The organism is Tsukamurella sp. PLM1, assembly GCF_023168325.1.
Lineage (GTDB): Bacteria > Actinomycetota > Actinomycetes > Mycobacteriales > Mycobacteriaceae > Tsukamurella.
Genome location: NZ_AP025688.1, coordinates 4165818 through 4181038, shown reverse-complemented (window position 1 = coordinate 4181038; position 15221 = coordinate 4165818). Strand labels below are relative to the sequence as shown.

Annotated in this window: 17 protein-coding genes; 2 read left to right on the top strand and 15 right to left on the bottom strand. The window is 69.4% G+C overall.

Features of this window, described 5'->3' with window-relative positions; translation table 11 throughout:
- Window positions 1–91 precede the first annotated feature (91 nt).
- From MTP03_RS21505 to MTP03_RS21455, 13 genes are all read right to left on the bottom strand, one after another.
- Window positions 92–1219: a CaiB/BaiF CoA-transferase family protein gene (locus MTP03_RS21505; RefSeq protein WP_248489891.1), complete on the bottom strand. Its 1128-nt coding sequence runs from the start codon at window positions 1217–1219 to the stop codon at window positions 92–94.
- Entirely contained in the window at window positions 1216–1548 is a 333-nt protein-coding gene (locus tag MTP03_RS23000) for an SDR family oxidoreductase (RefSeq protein ID WP_256465189.1), read from the bottom strand. The genes MTP03_RS21505 and MTP03_RS23000 overlap by 4 nt, the downstream gene beginning before the upstream one ends.
- A complete protein-coding gene (locus tag MTP03_RS22995) occupies window positions 1545–2048 on the bottom strand; it encodes an SDR family NAD(P)-dependent oxidoreductase (protein ID WP_256465188.1) in 504 nt (167 codons plus the stop codon). The genes MTP03_RS23000 and MTP03_RS22995 overlap by 4 nt, the downstream gene beginning before the upstream one ends.
- Window positions 2041–3186 (bottom strand): acyl-CoA dehydrogenase family protein, encoded by a 1146-nt coding sequence (locus tag MTP03_RS21495; RefSeq protein ID WP_248489890.1) that lies wholly within the window; start codon window positions 3184–3186, stop codon window positions 2041–2043. The genes MTP03_RS22995 and MTP03_RS21495 overlap by 8 nt, the downstream gene beginning before the upstream one ends.
- On the bottom strand, window positions 3183–3422 hold the full coding sequence (locus MTP03_RS21490; RefSeq protein WP_248489889.1) for a hypothetical protein: 240 nt from the start codon (window positions 3420–3422) through the stop codon (window positions 3183–3185). Before MTP03_RS21490 ends, MTP03_RS21495 begins: the two co-directional genes overlap by 4 nt.
- A 77-nt stretch (window positions 3423–3499) precedes the next feature.
- Entirely contained in the window at window positions 3500–4492 is a 993-nt protein-coding gene (locus MTP03_RS21485) for an acyclic terpene utilization AtuA family protein (RefSeq protein ID WP_256465298.1), read from the bottom strand.
- Complete coding sequence (locus tag MTP03_RS22990) at window positions 4438–4941, bottom strand: acyclic terpene utilization AtuA family protein (RefSeq protein ID WP_256465187.1); 504 nt, start codon at window positions 4939–4941, stop codon at window positions 4438–4440. The genes MTP03_RS21485 and MTP03_RS22990 overlap by 55 nt, the downstream gene beginning before the upstream one ends.
- Complete coding sequence (locus MTP03_RS21480) at window positions 4938–5072, bottom strand: biotin/lipoyl-containing protein (protein WP_248489888.1); 135 nt, start codon at window positions 5070–5072, stop codon at window positions 4938–4940. The genes MTP03_RS22990 and MTP03_RS21480 overlap by 4 nt, the downstream gene beginning before the upstream one ends.
- Entirely contained in the window at window positions 5057–6835 is a 1779-nt protein-coding gene (locus tag MTP03_RS21475; protein ID WP_248489887.1) for an acetyl/propionyl/methylcrotonyl-CoA carboxylase subunit alpha, read from the bottom strand. The genes MTP03_RS21480 and MTP03_RS21475 overlap by 16 nt, the downstream gene beginning before the upstream one ends.
- Window positions 6832–7596 (bottom strand): enoyl-CoA hydratase/isomerase family protein, encoded by a 765-nt coding sequence (locus MTP03_RS21470; RefSeq protein ID WP_248492323.1) that lies wholly within the window; start codon window positions 7594–7596, stop codon window positions 6832–6834. The genes MTP03_RS21475 and MTP03_RS21470 overlap by 4 nt, the downstream gene beginning before the upstream one ends.
- Window positions 7597–7692: 96 nt before the next feature.
- The gene (locus MTP03_RS21465) at window positions 7693–9324 is read right to left on the bottom strand and encodes an acyl-CoA carboxylase subunit beta (RefSeq protein ID WP_248489886.1); all 1632 of its coding nucleotides are present in this window, start codon (window positions 9322–9324) and stop codon (window positions 7693–7695) included.
- A gap of 40 nt (window positions 9325–9364) precedes the next feature.
- A complete protein-coding gene (locus tag MTP03_RS21460; protein ID WP_371820823.1) occupies window positions 9365–10948 on the bottom strand; it encodes a long-chain-fatty-acid--CoA ligase in 1584 nt (527 codons plus the stop codon).
- Complete coding sequence (locus MTP03_RS21455) at window positions 10945–11511, bottom strand: hypothetical protein (protein WP_248489885.1); 567 nt, start codon at window positions 11509–11511, stop codon at window positions 10945–10947. Before MTP03_RS21455 ends, MTP03_RS21460 begins: the two co-directional genes overlap by 4 nt.
- Before the next feature lie 179 nt (window positions 11512–11690).
- Here MTP03_RS21455 and MTP03_RS21450 point away from each other — a divergent pair, with 179 nt between their 5' ends.
- Window positions 11691–12152: a CdaR family transcriptional regulator gene (locus tag MTP03_RS21450; RefSeq protein WP_248489884.1), complete on the top strand. Its 462-nt coding sequence runs from the start codon at window positions 11691–11693 to the stop codon at window positions 12150–12152.
- A 117-nt stretch (window positions 12153–12269) separates the two neighbouring features.
- On the opposite strand, the gene MTP03_RS21445 is transcribed toward MTP03_RS21450, so the two are convergent.
- Window positions 12270–13277, bottom strand: coding sequence for an MFS transporter (locus MTP03_RS21445; RefSeq protein WP_371820822.1), 1008 nt, complete (start codon window positions 13275–13277; stop codon window positions 12270–12272).
- A 495-nt stretch (window positions 13278–13772) separates the two neighbouring features.
- Window positions 13773–14321 carry a MaoC family dehydratase N-terminal domain-containing protein gene (locus MTP03_RS21440; protein ID WP_248489883.1) on the bottom strand — a complete coding sequence of 183 codons (549 nt, stop codon included), beginning with the start codon at window positions 14319–14321 and terminating at the stop codon, window positions 13773–13775.
- A gap of 74 nt (window positions 14322–14395) precedes the next feature.
- Between MTP03_RS21440 and MTP03_RS21435 the strand changes: the two genes are divergently transcribed.
- On the top strand, window positions 14396–15184 hold the full coding sequence (locus tag MTP03_RS21435) for a TSUP family transporter (protein WP_248489882.1): 789 nt from the start codon (window positions 14396–14398) through the stop codon (window positions 15182–15184).
- The last annotated feature ends 37 nt before the right edge of the window (window positions 15185–15221 follow it).

Below are 15221 nucleotides of genomic sequence, written 5' to 3'. Positions count from 1 at the left end.
CTCCACTTCCGCAGCTCAGAGGGAGTTCCGGAGCCATCGATGGCGCCGGAACCCCTGAAATCTGACACAGTCAGCCACTGTCGCGTGGCGTCTACTCGGAGTGACCCGGCCGAGTCCATCGGGCGAGGACCTCCGCGGCATCTGATTCGATGCCCGGGGCACGGGGATCCGACGTGGGGGTGCGGGAGAAGCGGGGCGCAGGCGCGGCCTGGGTGACCCCGGCGACGTCGATGATGGTGCCACGGTCCCGGAGGTACGAATCTCCGGCGACCTCCTCGAAGTCGAGAACCGGAGTCACGCACGCGTCCGTGCCCGCGAACCTCGCCTCCCACTCCGCGCGCGGCCGTCGAGAGAACTCCCGAGCGAAACACTCGCGCAGCGCCGGCCACTGCGCGCGGTCGTCCCGATCGGGTACGTCGGACTCATCGAGCTCGAGCCCGGCGAGCAGAGCCCGGTAGAACTGCGGTTCGAGTGCACCGACCGCGACGTATCCGCCGTCGGCGCATCGGTACGTGCTGTAGAACGGGGCGCCGCCGTCGATGAGGTTCGTTCCGCGCCCGGCGCTCCATTCGCCGTAGCCCCGCATCGCCCACATCAACTGGGTGAGCAGTGCAGCGCCGTCGACCATGGCGACGTCGATCACCTGGCCGCGCCCCGAGGTCTCCCGCTCGTGGAGCGCAGCGAGCACGCCGATGACCATCAGCATCGAACCGCCGCCGTAGTCGCCGACCAGGTTGAGGGGCACGGTCGGGGGCTGCGCCGGCGTTCCGATCGCTGCGAGTGCCCCGGTGATCCCGATGTAGTTGATGTCGTGCCCGGCCCGCGCGGCGAGGGCTCCTTCCTGGCCCCAACCTGTCATGCGGGCGTACACCAGCCGGATGTTCTCGGCGCAGCACTCGTCCGGTCCGAGGCCGAGACGCTCCATCGTTCCGGGTCGCATCCCCTCGACGGCCACGTCGGCCTGTGCGAGGAGCTCGCGCACAGCGGCGAGGTCTCGAGGAGCCTTCAGGTCCGCACGAACGACGCTGCGGTTGCGCAGCACGTGGTCGGGCCGTCCGCCCGCGAGGTCCAGCGCCCGGCTGCTGTGGGGAACTACGAGCACGACGTCCGCGCCCAGGTCGGCGAGGATCATCGCGCCGTGGGGCACGGGCCCGAGTCCGGCGAACTCGACCACCCGGAGCCCGGTCAGCGGACCTCCGTGAGATTGACAGTTCGTCATCGCCAGCCCCGATCGCGGCTCTCCGTCGGCGAGACTTCCGCGTCCGCGTACTGGCCCTGCGGCCAGGGGCCGTACCAGTTGTCGCGGGCACCGTCGACGGTGATGACCGTGCCGGTGATGTAGGCACCGGCGGGCGATGCCAGGTAGGCGACCATCCATCCGAACTCCTCGGCGCGTCCGAGGCGTTGCGCGGGCATCCAGGTCTGCGCGGTGCGTCCCACGACCTCCGGGTACTTGTCGTGGAGCACGTCGGTGTCGAAGTGGCCCGCGGCGATCGCGGCCACCTGGATGTTGTACCGCGCCCACTCGACGCCCAGCCCACGAGTCATGTTCTCGACAGCCGCGCGCGCCGCGCCGCGTGGAACAGACCGGGGAAGCCGTTGTGCGGCGACAGCGTGACGTTGATCACACGTCCGCTCCGGTTCGGGATCATCGACTTGAGTGCGGCGGCCCGGGTCATCTGCCAGGTTCCCTGGGCGTTGAGCTCGACGACGGTGCGGAACCCTTTGGGGGACACCTCCTCCGCGGGGGCCATGAACTGTCCGCCGGCGTTGTTGACGAGCACGTCGATCCGGCCGAACCGTTCGACCACCTCGTCCATCAGAGCGTCGACGGCGTCCTCGTCGCGGATGTCGAGCGGGTGCACGGACGCGCGGGCGCCGATCCGGGCGGCGGTGTCCTCAAGGCGGTCCCGCCGCCGTCCACACAACACGACGGTGGCGCCCAGGCCGGCGAGCTCGCTCGCCGCGGCACGGCCGAGGCCGGTTCCGGCGCCGGATACGATGCACACCCGATCGGCCAGGAGATCGGGTGCGAAGATGCTAGACATCGACGAATCCGTCCATCTGGCTGAGGACCCGCAGCATGACCTCGTCGGCCCCGGCGCCGATCGAGAGCAGACGCTGGTCCCGGAGGAATCGCGACGTCCAGGTCTCCTCCATGTAGCCCATGCCACCGTGGACCTGGAGGCACCAGTCGGCGACCTCACGAATCAGGCGGCCCGCGGTCAGTTTGGCGATGGTCGCGGGGCGGGTCACGTTCTCGCCCGCGACGTGGCGGGCCGCGACGTCCCGGTTGTAGGTCTTGAGCATGTCCGTCTGCGCGGCGTACTCGGCGTAGCGGTAGGCGAGGTACTGATTCGCGGACTGCGCGTGCCCGAACATGCGGCGGCCCCGCGCGTAGTCGCGGGTCCTGTCGAGCGCGCGCTGCGCCGCGATCGGGATGTTGTACGAGCCGAACATGCGCTCCATCACGAACTGCGACATCTGCTGTTGGAAACCGCGCCCGGTCTCGCCGATCGTGTTGCGGACGGGTACCCGCACACCCTCCAGCGTGATGACCCCGGTATCGGAGGCGTGCATGCCGAGCTTCTCGAGCGGGCGGACCGTGAAGCCGGGGGTGTCGGTGGGCACGATGATCTGGCTCATGCCCGCATAGCCGCCCTCATCGGACGTCCGGACCAGCATGCACAGCCAATCGGCCTGCAGCGCATTGGTGATGAACATCTTCGCGCCGTCGATGATCCAGTCGTCCCCGTCGCGGCGCGCCGACGTCTTCACGCCGGCCACGTCGGATCCGGTATCGGGCTCGGTGACCGCGACCCCGGCCACCATGTCCCCCGCCATGGCCGGCGCCAGGTAGCGCGCCTTCAGTTCGTCGGAGCCGTGGGCGGCGAGCGACGGAGTCGCCATCGACACGTGCACGCCGAACGCCATCGGGAAGGCGCCGTTGTCCACGCGTCCCAGTTCCTCCGCGAGAACGAGCGTGAACAGGTGGTCAGCGCCCTGACCGTTGTACTCGGGCTCGTACTCGAGGCCGACAGCGCCGAGTTTCGCGAAATCCTTGATGATCTCGTGGAGGGGCATGCGCTTGTCCCGCTCCCATTCGTCGACGTGCGGGTTGATCTTCTCGTCGATGAAACGCCGCACGGACAGGCGGAACTGGTCGTGCTCGCCGGTGAACATCATCGTCGTCCTTCGGTTCGGGGAATGGTGATGGGGAATTCGAGGAGTTGCTGGGCGAGCGCCTTACCCTGCGGATCGATCCGGGTGGACGCCGCGCCCGAGGTGCCCAGGCCGCCGGTCAGCAGGAAGTTGACGGCATGCAGGCCGGGGAGGGCGAAACGCTCGACCGTGGTCGCGCCGAGGTGCTCGAGCCAGGCTTGAACAGCGGGCGCCGTCAGCTGATCGGCGATCAGCGGCACCCATCGCGGGTCGCGTGCGATGATGCCGATGTTCGAGCTGGACCCCTTGTCGCCGCTGCGCCCGTAGGCGATGTCGATCAGGGGGACGGTGCGTCCCCCAGCGGGTACGTGACCTGCGCTGGGGAGATCGGGACCGCGTGCGGCGACGGGCGCGCAGTCGGCCGGTGAGACGTCGGTGAACGGGACTGGGGCACCGTCGACCTCGACGGACGCGGGAACGAGTTCCCGCGGTACCGGAATCTCCTGGATCCGAAGTACTGGTGACGGTTTCGGTAGGCCGGCGCTGGCAGCGCCCCGGTCCCGGGCGCTCCCGCCAGGCCGATGGAGGGGAACTCGCGGACAGCGAGCCGCAGCGCGGCGGCGTCGTCGTGGTGCGCGCTCACCCACACGAGGGACTCGCGACTGGGCGTGGCGCGGGCGTGCGCGCCGTACGCCTGCTCGCTTCCCACCGCGTACGCGGTGACGGCACGGAAATCGCCGTATCCACGCGCGGCGAGGAGGTGTCGCCACCGCGTGACGATGTCGTCAGCAGTACGTTGGGCTTTCGCGACGGCGTCGCGACCGCCGACGAAGTACTGGACGGCGACCCGGAAGCCGTCCGGGATCTGTGCGCACGCCTTCAGAGTGGGGACTGGGGCACGCCCTCGCGCTCCGCGGACGAGGACCCTGTTCGGGCCCGTCTCTTCGAGCTCCACCCCGGACCAGTCGCACGTGACGTCGGGGAGGAGGTACGCCGTGGGGTCACCGATCTCGTAGAGCACCTGCTCCGCGACGGAGCGGTGGTCGACCAGAGCGTCGGTGCCCGTGGCGCAGGTGATCTCGAAGGTGCCGTCGGCCTGCATGATCGCAAGCGGGAAGCCCGGATCGGCCCAGCTGGCCGTGGCGGTCCAGTCGGTGAGCAGGCCGCCGGTCGATTGGGGCCCGCATTCGAGGAGGTGGCCGGCGAGTGATCCCGCAGAGAGAAGATCGAATTGATCTGGAGACCAACCGAACTCATGCATCAGCGGGCCCAGGGTCAGTGCGCTGTCGACCACGCGGCCGGTGAGCACGATGTCCGCACCCGCGTCCAGCGCGGCGGCGATCGGGCGAGCACCGAGATAGGCGTTCGCGCTGATCGCGTCGGATTCCAGCCGGTGCCCCCGCCCAGGTCGGTGCGCAGCACATCGTCCCCCGTCACGACGCCGATCGAGCAGCGCACACCGGCCCGCGCTGCGGCCGCGCGTAGGACCGCTGCGGCCGCGTGCGGGTTCACCCCACCGGCGTTGGTGACCACCTTCGTGCCGGTGTCCGAGAACGCCCGCAGGTTGTCCGCGATCGTGTCGATGAGATCGCGTGCGTAGCCCTGGTTCTCGTCACGGGCCCGCGCCTTGGTGAGGATCGCCATCGTGATCTCGGCGAGCCCCTCGTAGATGAGGTAGTCACATCGGCCGTCCGCCAGCATCTGGGGCGTGGCGAGAACGGAGTCCCCCCACATTCCCGCTGCGCCACCGATGATGACGGTCCTTCTTCCGGTTGTCACTGGGCCTCCTCGGGATCGATCAGGACGACGGGATCACCGCTCGTGACCTGCACGCCCGGTTCTGCTGTGAAACGCACAGTCCCACTCGCATCCGCGATGATCCGGTGCTCCATCTTCATCGCCTCCACCACGGCGACGGGGTGCCCGCCGGGACGTGATCGCCGACCGCGACGAGGACTCCGGCGACGGTGCCGTGGAACGGGGAGACGAGCCGCCCCGAGCCCTGCGCCGCATCACCGTCGATCCGCGGCGCCATCGTCGTATCCGTCAGCTCCAGATCGAGGTCGGGGAACGCGAGCAGGACACGGTTGCCGTCGAACGCGATTCCCGTCGGCCGTGCGGGATCGGGCACGAGGTCGCCCGAGATCCACACGCCGATTTCCCCGGCGTCGTCGATGACGACGGCGTCGAACTCGGTGCCGGCGGCGCACAACGTCATCCGCGAGCTGAGCACCCCGGCGCTACTCCAGCCGGCCAGATCCGGGGAGCGCTCGGAGGCACGGTCCCGCGACCGCTGGTACTGTGCGAGCGCGGCGGCGGCCACATGACGTTCGGTGAACACCGGTGGCGCCGGCAGCGCCTCGGCCAGCATCGCGGTGCTGAAATCGCTCGAGACGAAGCGCTCGTCGGCGAGCACTGCGAGTAGGAACGACCGATTGGTCGATACTCCCAGGGCCACTGTCTGTTCGAGTGCGCGGACCAGCCTGCGCCGGGCCTGCTCGCGATCCTCGCCGAAGGCGACGACCTTGGCGAGCATCGGGTCGTAGTACGGCGGAACCGCATTGCCCGAACGGATCCCCGAGTCGACGCGGATCCCGGCTCCGGCCGGTGGCTGGTAGGCGACGATCGTGCCCGAGGACGGAAGGAAATCCGCGCCCTCGGCGTACAGGCGGGCTTCCATCGCGTGGCCCCGCGGTCCGTTCGGTTCGGCCGTGGGAAGGTGGTCGCCTTCGGCGATGCGCAGCTGCCAGGAGACCAGATCGACGCCGTGGACCAGTTCGGTCACCGGGTGTTCGACCTGGATGCGGGTGTTCATCTCCAGGAACGCGAACGAGCCGTCGGTGTCCAGGAGGAATTCGACGGTGCCCGCGCCGACGTAGCCGATCCCGGCTGCTGCGGAGATCGCGGCGGCCGCCATCCGCGAGCGAGTGCCCGGTGTGAGTGCTGGGCTCGGTGCCTCCTCCACGACCTTCTGGTGCCGGCGCTGAACGGTGCAGTCGCGTTCGCCGAAGGCGAGGACGGTGCCGTACTGGTCCGCCAGGACCTGGATCTCCACGTGGCGTGGAGCGAGCACGGCGCGTTCGAGGATCAGGGCATCGGACCCGAAGGCGCCGAGGGCTTCGCGGCGCGCGGCGGCGATGGCCTCGGGTACGTCGCCGGGTTCGGTGACCAGCCGCATCCCCTTGCCGCCACCGCCCGCGGCGGCTTTGACCATGAGGGGCACGCCGATGTCGGTGGCGCGGGCGAGCAGCGTCGCGTCGGACGAGTCCTCGCCCTGGTACCCCGGGAGGATCGGGACTCCCAGCTCGGCCATCTTGCGTTTCGCGGCGGCCTTGTCACCCATCAGGGCGATCGACTCGGGGCTCGGCCCGATGAAGGTCAGCCCGGCCTCGATGCAGGCCGCCGCGAAATCCGCGTTCTCGGCGAGGAAGCCGTATCCGGGGTGAACCGCGTCGGCCCCCGATGCCTGCGCCGCGGCGATGAGCGCCGGTACGTTCAGGTACGACTCGCGCACAGGTGCCGCCCCGAGCCGCACGGCGTGGTCCGCCGCCCCGACGTGCATCGCGTCGACGTCGGCATCCGAGTACACGGCAACGGCGTCGTGTCCCTCCGCGTGTGCCGCCGCGATGATCCGGACGGCGATCTCTCCGCGATTGGCGACCAGGATCCTCATTGGGGTGCCACCTCCTCCGTCGCCGCGCGACTCGAATCCGTGGCCCAGCCGGGCGAGCCGCCGGAGAGGAAGGCATCGACACCGGTGCGCGCCTCGGCGCTGAGCATGACCTTGCCGAACAGTCGTGCGGCATCGTCGAGAACGGTGGTCATGTCCACAGACGTGCAGTCGGTGACGAGGCGTTTGGTGAGGGCGTTCGCTCCGGGCGCACATCGTCTGATCCGGTCCACCAGGGTGTCGACGGCTGCATCGAGGTCGTCCACGACCTCGTCGACGAGGCCCAAGCGGTACGCCTCCGGTGCGCGGAACCGCGCCGCGGTGAGCATCAGCCGGCGGGCGGTGTGGGCACCGAGCCGATCGACGACGAACGGGCAGATCTGTGCCGGGACGAGACCGAGAGTGGTCTCGGTGAGGGAGAACGCCGTGTCTGCGGTGGCGAGCGTGATGTCCGCCGCGGCGGCGAATCCCATCCCGCCGCCCATCGCGGCGCCGTGGATCGCGGCGATCACCGGTACGGGCGCCCGGGTGAGGCGTTGCAGGATCGTTCCGAACCGCCTGTTGTAAGCGGCGATCGTCGCTGGATCCGCCGATTGCAGGTCCCGAGCGAACTGTTTGATGTCGCCGCCGGCACAGAAGGCGGTGCCGTTGCCCCGGATCACTACGGCGCGCACCCCGTCGAGAGGTGCTTGCGTGATCCGGTCGAGCGCGGACAGAACCTCATCGGAGAGGGCGTTGCGCTGTTCCGGCCGATTGAGGGTGATCGTGAGGACACCGCGCGCAAGATCCGTCAGGACCGGTGCGGCGGGGTTATCGGGGGAGGTGCAGTGGTGGTCATCGTTCTCTCGTCTCGTTCCGGATCAGTGGCGTGCCACGCCGAAGGTGATGGGGCGCAACTCGATCTCCTCGGCCTCACGGATCGTCTGCAGCAGGAAGGCCAGCGCCCGCCGCGTGTCTCGGGGATCGATGACACCGTCGTCGAGGAGGCGCCCCGAGGTGTAGAAGGCGTCGGACTGCCGCTCGATCAGGTCGGCGATGCTGCGGTGTCGTTCGGTCATCTCCGCCTCGTCCGGTTCCACGCCGCGACGGCGGGCGGACGCCTCGGCGACTGTGCGCATCGTCACCCCGGCCTGCTCCGGCCCCATCAATCCGATCCGGGCGTTCGGCCAGCTGAGAACGAACCGCGGCGCGTACCCGCGGCCGCACATGCCGAAATTGCCTGCACCGAAACTGGCGCCGATCATCAGCGTGATCCGCGGGACGGTGGCGGTGGCCACGGCCTGGATCATCTTGGAACCGTTCTTGATCATGCCGCCCCGTTCATGCTCGGTGCCCACCATGTAGCCGGTCGTGTTCTGCAGGAAGATGATCGGTGTCCCGATGTGGCAGCAGTGCTGGATGAAGTGGGAGATCTTCGTCGCCCCGGCGTTGTCGATGGGGCCGTTGTTGCCGATCATCGCCACCGGGTGGCCGTGCACCGCGGCCTCGACGCATACCGAGGCCGAGCCGTAGCGGGCACCGAATTCCACGAACTCGGAACCGTCCACGATGCGGGCGATGACCTCGCGCACGTCGTACGGCGTGCGGTAGTCGATCGGCACGATGCCGGCGAGCTCGTCGACCGGGTACCGCGGTTCGGTGTAGTCCCGCGGTGCGGTGCTGATCGCGTCGGACCAGTGCAGTCGCGCGATCACGTCCCGAACGATCCGGATCGCGTCCGCGTCGTCTTGCGCCAGGTGCTCGACCAGGCCCGAGACGTCTGCGTGCATGGTTGCGCCGCCCAGCTCCTCGTCGGTCGCGATCTCGCCGGTGGCGGCCTTCAGCAGCGGAGGCCCCGCGAGGAAGGCCTTCGCGCGATCCTTCACCGCCACGACCACGTCCGAAAGCCCCGGCATGTAGGCGCCCCCTGCGGTGGAGGAGCCATGGAGCACGGTGATGACCGGCACGCCCGCCGCCGACAGGCGCGCGAGGTTCGCGAACATCTCCCCGCCGTTGACGAAGCCGTCCACGCGGTACGACGCGATGTTGGCACCGGCACTCTCGACGAGATGCACGAACGGCAGCCGGTTCTCCAGTGCGATCCGCTGCGCGCGGAGCAGCTTCCCGATACCTGCGGTGTTGTAGGCGCCGGCGTTGATCCCTGAGTCGGTGATCACGACGACGCACCGAGTCCCCGCGACGAAGCCGATGCCCACGATCTGGTTGCCACCGGGTATCGACTGCTCCCGGTCGAGATCGGATCCGTTGTCCGTCATGGCGAAACCCGCGAGGGACTGCAGCTCCAGGAAGGGCGCGCCGGGATCCAGGAGGAGCGCCTGGCGGTCGCGGGGAAGGAGCTGGCCGCGCGAGGCGAATCGGGCCGCCGCTCGGTTGGACGTGTCCACCGCGCGCCGCTCCAGCGCACGCAGCTCCTCGATCCGTGAGAGCATGCCCGCACGATCGGTGTCGAACGCTTCGCCCTGCGCGATGGCGTTGCTGGTGTACACGGTCATGGCAACCTCCTCGGTACGGGTTCGCCCCGGTTCATCGCGATCAATTCACTTGCCGTTCGGCGGCGGACCAGTGCGCCTCCCGCAGACTCCGCTTGAGCACCTTGCCCGCGCCGGTGGTGGGAAGGGCGTCCACGAAGTCGACGGACCGCGGCGCCTTGTACGCGGCGATCAGACCGCGGACGTGCTGCCGCACCGCAGCGGCGTCGATCGTCGAGCCCGGCCGCGCAACGACCACCGCGTGGACGCGTTCGCCCCAATCGGCATCGGGAATCCCGATCACGGCACACGCGAGGACGTCGGGGTGGGTGGCCACGGCGTTCTCGACCTCGGCCGAATAGACGTTCTCGCCGCCCGTGACGATCATGTCCTTGAGGCGGTCGACGATGTAGATGTACCCGGACTCGTCCATGTACGCCCCATCACCGGTGTGCATCCACCCGTCGCGGAGCACGGCCGCAGTGGCCTCGGGGTTGTTCCAGTACCCCGCCATCACGTTGCCGCCGCGGACGACCACTTCGCCGACGGTGCCGCGGGGTACCTCGTTGTCATCGGGGTCGACGATCATCACCTCGTTGTGCGGGAGCGCGCGGCCCGCCGAGCGTCGGAACGCGTCGGAGGCGCGATCGAGATCGGCGCGCAGCATGGTGCAGGCGGCGGCGAGCTCCGTCATCCCGTAGCCCTGGATGAACGTGGTGCCCGCGAACCGCACCATCGCGCGATCCAGAAGGGCGGGCGCCATCGGCGAACCGGCGTAGAGCACCGTCTCCAGCGAGCCGGTGTCGTACTCGTCGATCGCCGGGTGGTCGACGAGGAGCTGCACCATGGTGGGGACGAGCAGCGCATCGGTGACGCGGTGCTCCTGGACGGCTTCGAGCGTCCGGACGGGGTCGAAGGAGGGGATGATCACGTGCGGTCCACCGAGTACCAGCTGCGCACCCCACCCGGCGAGGTCGGCGAGGTGGAACATCGGCGCAGCGTGCAGGTAGACGCTCCCGGACCGGAGGTAGCAGCGGGAGGCGAGGATGCCGTAGTACTGCGTCATCATGTTGCGGTGCGTGAGGGTGACACCCTTGGGGAAGCCGGTCGTTCCGCCCGTGTAGAAGATGCCCGCGACCTCGTCGCCGCCGCGGCGCGCATCCGCGACCGGAGCGTGGGCGGCGATCAGGTCCTCGTATCCGACGGTTCCCTCGGGCGGCTCGCCGTCGCCGCAGTAGACGACGGTGCGGAGCCCTCCCGGGTACGAATCGCGCAGCTGAGGGAGCATTGCGACGTACGCGTCGTCGATGAACAGGACCGCCGTTTCGGAGTCCCGGAACGAGTACGCGATCTCTGCGGCACTCCACCGGATGTTCACCGGGTTGATCACCGCGTCCGCCCACGGCACGGCGAGCAGGTACTCGAAGTACCGGTCCGAGTTGAGTGCCAGCATCGCGACCCGGTCACCGGCCTGCACGCCCACTGAACGGAGGCCGGCCGCCAGTCGTGCCACCCTGTCGGCGACCTCGCGGACGCTGCGTATCCGCGTCCCGAAGACGGTGAGCGGCGCCTCGGGGAGGCCTGCAGAGCCTGGTGCAATGGTTGTGTGAGGTGCATGACAAAAGCCTGCGGATATGGTGCGTATCACACCATATGCCTGGCCCCAAGATTCGAGCACATCCGCCTGTGACGGATTCCAAGCTCCAGGCAGTGACGCGGAGAGGAGGGTCCACCGTGACCCAGACCAGTGCGGAAGTGGCCGCGGCCATGTTGGCCCGGCGTGCTGAGATCGCGGACCGGATCACGGCCGAGGTCACCCGCCGGCTCGATTCGTACGCATCGGTCGAGCGGTCCACGGTGGAGGACATGTCGGCCCGTGCCGTTGACATCCTCATCGAGGCCGTCGGCGAACGGCGTCCGCTCTGCGCGGCGGACCGCGCCGCGCTGGTCGACTACGGGGCGTTGCGCGCGGCCCAGGGGGTCGCGCTGGAGGACGTGTACCAGGCGTGGCGGTGCGCGGTCCGGACGCTGATCGACGAGCTGGTCGCATTGGCCGAATCCGACCTGATCGCGTTGCGGCTGACCAGGGAGATCCTCGACCGGGTCGACGAGGCGACCGTCTCCTACACTCGCGGGTACCATCAGGCCGATCGTGAGCAGGTGCGCGCCGATGAGCAGTTGCGGAGCCGGTTCGTTCTCGATCTCCTGCACGGCCGCCTCGGGGCTCAAGAGATCAAGCGCGGCGCGGGGGCGTACGGGCTGGACACGGGTGCCGAATACTGCGCGATGAGCGCTCCCGCGCCGAGCGGCCCCGGCCGCACCGCGCTTCGTGACGCGCTGACCCGCGCCACGGCGATCACCTGGCCACTGATCACCGTGGAGGAGACACGGTGGTGGGGGTCGTTCCTCCTGTCGACTTCCTTGACGTGCCCTTCACCGTGGGGCTGGGGCCGCAGGTGGTGTTGGCCGACCTGGCGCTCTCCTACCGCCTTGCCTCGCGTGCGCGCAGCACCGGCGAGGCCTACGGATCGACTGGTGTACAGCGATTCGAGGCTCTGGGCCTCCGGCTCGCGGTGGCGGGCGACCCCGACGTCGGCGAGGGCTTCGCCCGGACCGTGTTCGCGCGGCTCGACGCGGCCGAGAGTGCCACAGCGCTCATGGAGACCGTCCGGTGCCATCTGGAACTGGGGGCACGAGTCGAGGATACGGCGGCAGCGCTGTTCGTTCACGCGAACACCGTCCGGTACCGGCTCTCGAGATTCCACGAGCTCACCGGACTCGATTTGCGCCGGCCCGCCGACGCTTTCCGCGCGTGGTGGGCCATCGAGGCCGAGGTGATGAGGAACAGGTGAACGGACGGCGTTACCGGGAGCAGTCACCGGGTCGGGTCGGTCGCGGGTAACGCGTATCCGCGTGTACCCGGGACGCCACTCGCCACGGCGCGCTTCTCGCCGCTGGCGGCCCTGCCCTCAGCGGTGTTCTCGCTGTGGCACAACATTTCCGGCGCGATCGTCGCCGCGTGGCTGGCCCGCAGGCCGATCCGCGACTGACCGCTCGTCGCGCGCCACCCGATCCGTCTGATCCAGCGCGCACGCGATCGCGATGCACGCGCCGGACGCGATGAACAGCACCGAGACCCCCACGGTGGAGTGCGACTCCGACGCCGTCACCAGCGACAACGCGATCAGCGGCACCACGCCACCCGCTGCGGCAGCGGCGATCTCGCGCCCGGCGCCGGCCCCGGTGGAGCGGACGGATGCGGGGAACTGCGCCGCCATGAACGATGACGAGCTCGCCAGGATCAGCGGGATCAGCACGCCCGAGGCCACGATCAGCGCGAACCAGATGTACGCCGGCCGCCCCGTGTCGAGCAGGACGAAGAACGGGAACGCGATCAGCGCGATCCCCGCCGCGCCGATCAGCATCAGCCGCCGCGCGCCCACCCGGTCGGTCAACCACCCGGACACCGGGATCACGACCAGCGCAACGGCACTCGCCAGCGCGACCCCGAACGTCCCGACGTTCGCCGGTACGTCACGGAACTCCTTGAGGTACGAGATCGAGAACGTCTTGAACGTATAACTGGCGCCCAGGTAGCCCACCGTCATCACCATCACGGCGACCAGGCCCCGCCAATGGGTGCGCACCAGCGTCCTCGCCGTCCCCTCGTCCGGCCGTGCGCCGGAAGCGAACTCGGGTGACTCGGGCAGGCCGCGGCGCACGAGCAGACCCAGGCCCACGAGGGCGAAGCTCAGCACGAAGGGGATGCGCCAGCCCCAACTGTAGAGGTCGGCATCGTCGAGGGAGGTGACCGCGGTGACCGTGAGCGACGCGGCCAGCAGCCCGATGCTCGACCCGAGGGCCGGCCAGGCGGCCTGCCGGCCGCGGGTGGCACCGTCGGCGTGCTCGTACGCGAGGACGGCCGCCGTGCTGCCCTCGGCCCCGGCGCCGATGCCCTGGAGGATCCGTAGGATCACCAGCAGTACGGGCGCCGCGACGCCGATCGCGGCGTACGAGGAGGAGCCCGATCAGCCCCGTCGAGACGCCCATGAGGACGAAGGTCAGGTACAGGACGGTGCGCCGGCCCACCCGGTCGCCGAGGTATCCGAGCACGACGCCGCCGAGCGGCCGGACGACGAAGCCCACGGTGAACGTGGCGAACGAGGCCAGCGTGGCGAGGGCGGGGTTCCCGCTCGGGAAGAACACGTGGCGGAACACGAGCGCCGCCATCGACGCGTAGAGGTAGAAGTCGAACCACTCGAGCGCCGTTCCCACGATGACGCCGTACTTGATCCGCCGCAGGTCGCGCGTGCGGTCGGGCGTCGCTCCGAGGGCGAGGTCGGGCACGTCGGTCTCCTGAATCGATAGCGCGGCAGGAGAAGAGAATACGACACTCGAAAGTATGCAAGAGTGACGAAGCATCCGAGTGGGCCGTACCCGCGGTCGCCGGTCGGTCGCGCCCGGGAGGCGGGTCAGACGATGCCGTGCATGACGATCTTCGCGGCGACCTTGGAGAAGTCGGGCGTGTCGTCGGGGGAGCCGCCGATCAGGGTGGTGGAGAAGGTCGCCAGGTGTTCGTCGTCCTGCGAGTACAGCTCGTTGCGCAGGGTCACCATGTCGTACCCGCCCACCCGGCGGTAGTTGTCCACGTGCACGTGACACGTCAGTTCGTGCCCGGCCACCACGGGACGGTGGTAGACCATCGACTCGTCGGCCTGGATGAGCTGGCTCGCGCCGTACCCGATGATCCCGTCCTCGAACAGGTGGCGGTTCGCGACGATCCCGGCGATGCTGACGAACATCGGCGGCGCCACGAGGTCGGCGTGGCCGGCGGCGCGGGCGGCCTCGAGGTCGAAGTGAATGGGATCGGTGAACTGGCTGGCGCGGGCGTACTCGCGGACCTTCTCCCGCCCGACGAGGTAGGTGTCGGGGTGCACGTGGTGGTACCCGACGGCGGCCGCGGCGCGCGCGCTGGCCTCGTCGGGGGTGAGGGAGGCGACGTCTGTCCGCGAATTCGTCATGCGTCGAAAATACGCGACGGGCTCATTGCCACAGGAGTTGATACCGGCAAGGCCGGTACAGCACGATCCATCCCGTGCCGGATATATCCACGACAGTGCTGCTCCTCCTGCTGCTCGCGGCCCTCATCGCGGGCTGGGTGGACTCCGTCGTGGGCGGGGGCGGGCTGATCCAACTCCCCGCGCTGCTCATCGCGTTCCCGACCGCGGCGCCCGTCCATCTGCTCGCCACGAACAAGATCGCCTCGATCGCCGGCACCACCACCAGCAGCGTCACGTACTGGCGGCGCGTCCGCCCCGACGCGCGGACCGCCGTCGCGCTCGCGGTCCCGGCGTTCGCGGGCGCGATCGTGGGCTCGCTCATCGCCTCGCACATCCCGCGCAGCGCCTTCAACCCGATCATCCTGGCCGCCCTCATCGCCGTCTTCACGTACACGCTGCGCCAGCCGGACCTCGGCGACGAGACGAATCTCAAGTTCCGCGGCCACCGCCACCTGGTGACGGCCGGGCTGGCCGGGTTCGCCATCGGGGTGTACGACGGGGCCCTCGGCCCCGGCACCGGATCGTTCCTCGTGTTCGCGATGGTCGGGCTGATGGGCTACGCGTTCCTCGAGGCGTCGGCGAAGGCGAAGGTCGCGAACTTCGCGACCAACCTCGCCTCGCTGGTGGTGTTCCTGCCGCAGGGCGCCGGGTACTGGAAGCTGGGGATCGCGATGGCGTGCGCGAACGTCGCGGGCGGCTATCTCGGCGCCCGCACGGCGGTCGCGAAGGGAAGCGGCTTCGTCAAGGTGGTCTTCCTCGTCGTGGTGACCGCGTTCATCTGCAAGATCGGATACGACGTGGTGACGCAGTTCACGCGCGGCTGAACGGTTTGCGTTGCACCCCATGGCTCGCCGTAAAATG

Coding starts and splice junctions, on each gene's coding strand:
- MTP03_RS21475 (WP_248489887.1), bottom strand. CDS start 6,835: ATGAGGATCCTGGTCGCCAATCGCGGAGAGATCGCCGTCCGGATCATC.
- MTP03_RS21440 (WP_248489883.1), bottom strand. CDS start 14,321: ATGACGAATTCGCGGACAGACGTCGCCTCCCTCACCCCCGACGAGGCC.
- MTP03_RS21505 (WP_248489891.1), bottom strand. CDS start 1,219: ATGACGAACTGTCAATCTCACGGAGGTCCGCTGACCGGGCTCCGGGTG.
- MTP03_RS21495 (WP_248489890.1), bottom strand. CDS start 3,186: ATGATGTTCACCGGCGAGCACGACCAGTTCCGCCTGTCCGTGCGGCGT.
- MTP03_RS21465 (WP_248489886.1), bottom strand. CDS start 9,324: ATGACCGTGTACACCAGCAACGCCATCGCGCAGGGCGAAGCGTTCGAC.
- MTP03_RS23000 (WP_256465189.1), bottom strand. CDS start 1,548: ATGACTCGTGGGCTGGGCGTCGAGTGGGCGCGGTACAACATCCAGGTG.
- MTP03_RS22995 (WP_256465188.1), bottom strand. CDS start 2,048: ATGTCTAGCATCTTCGCACCCGATCTCCTGGCCGATCGGGTGTGCATC.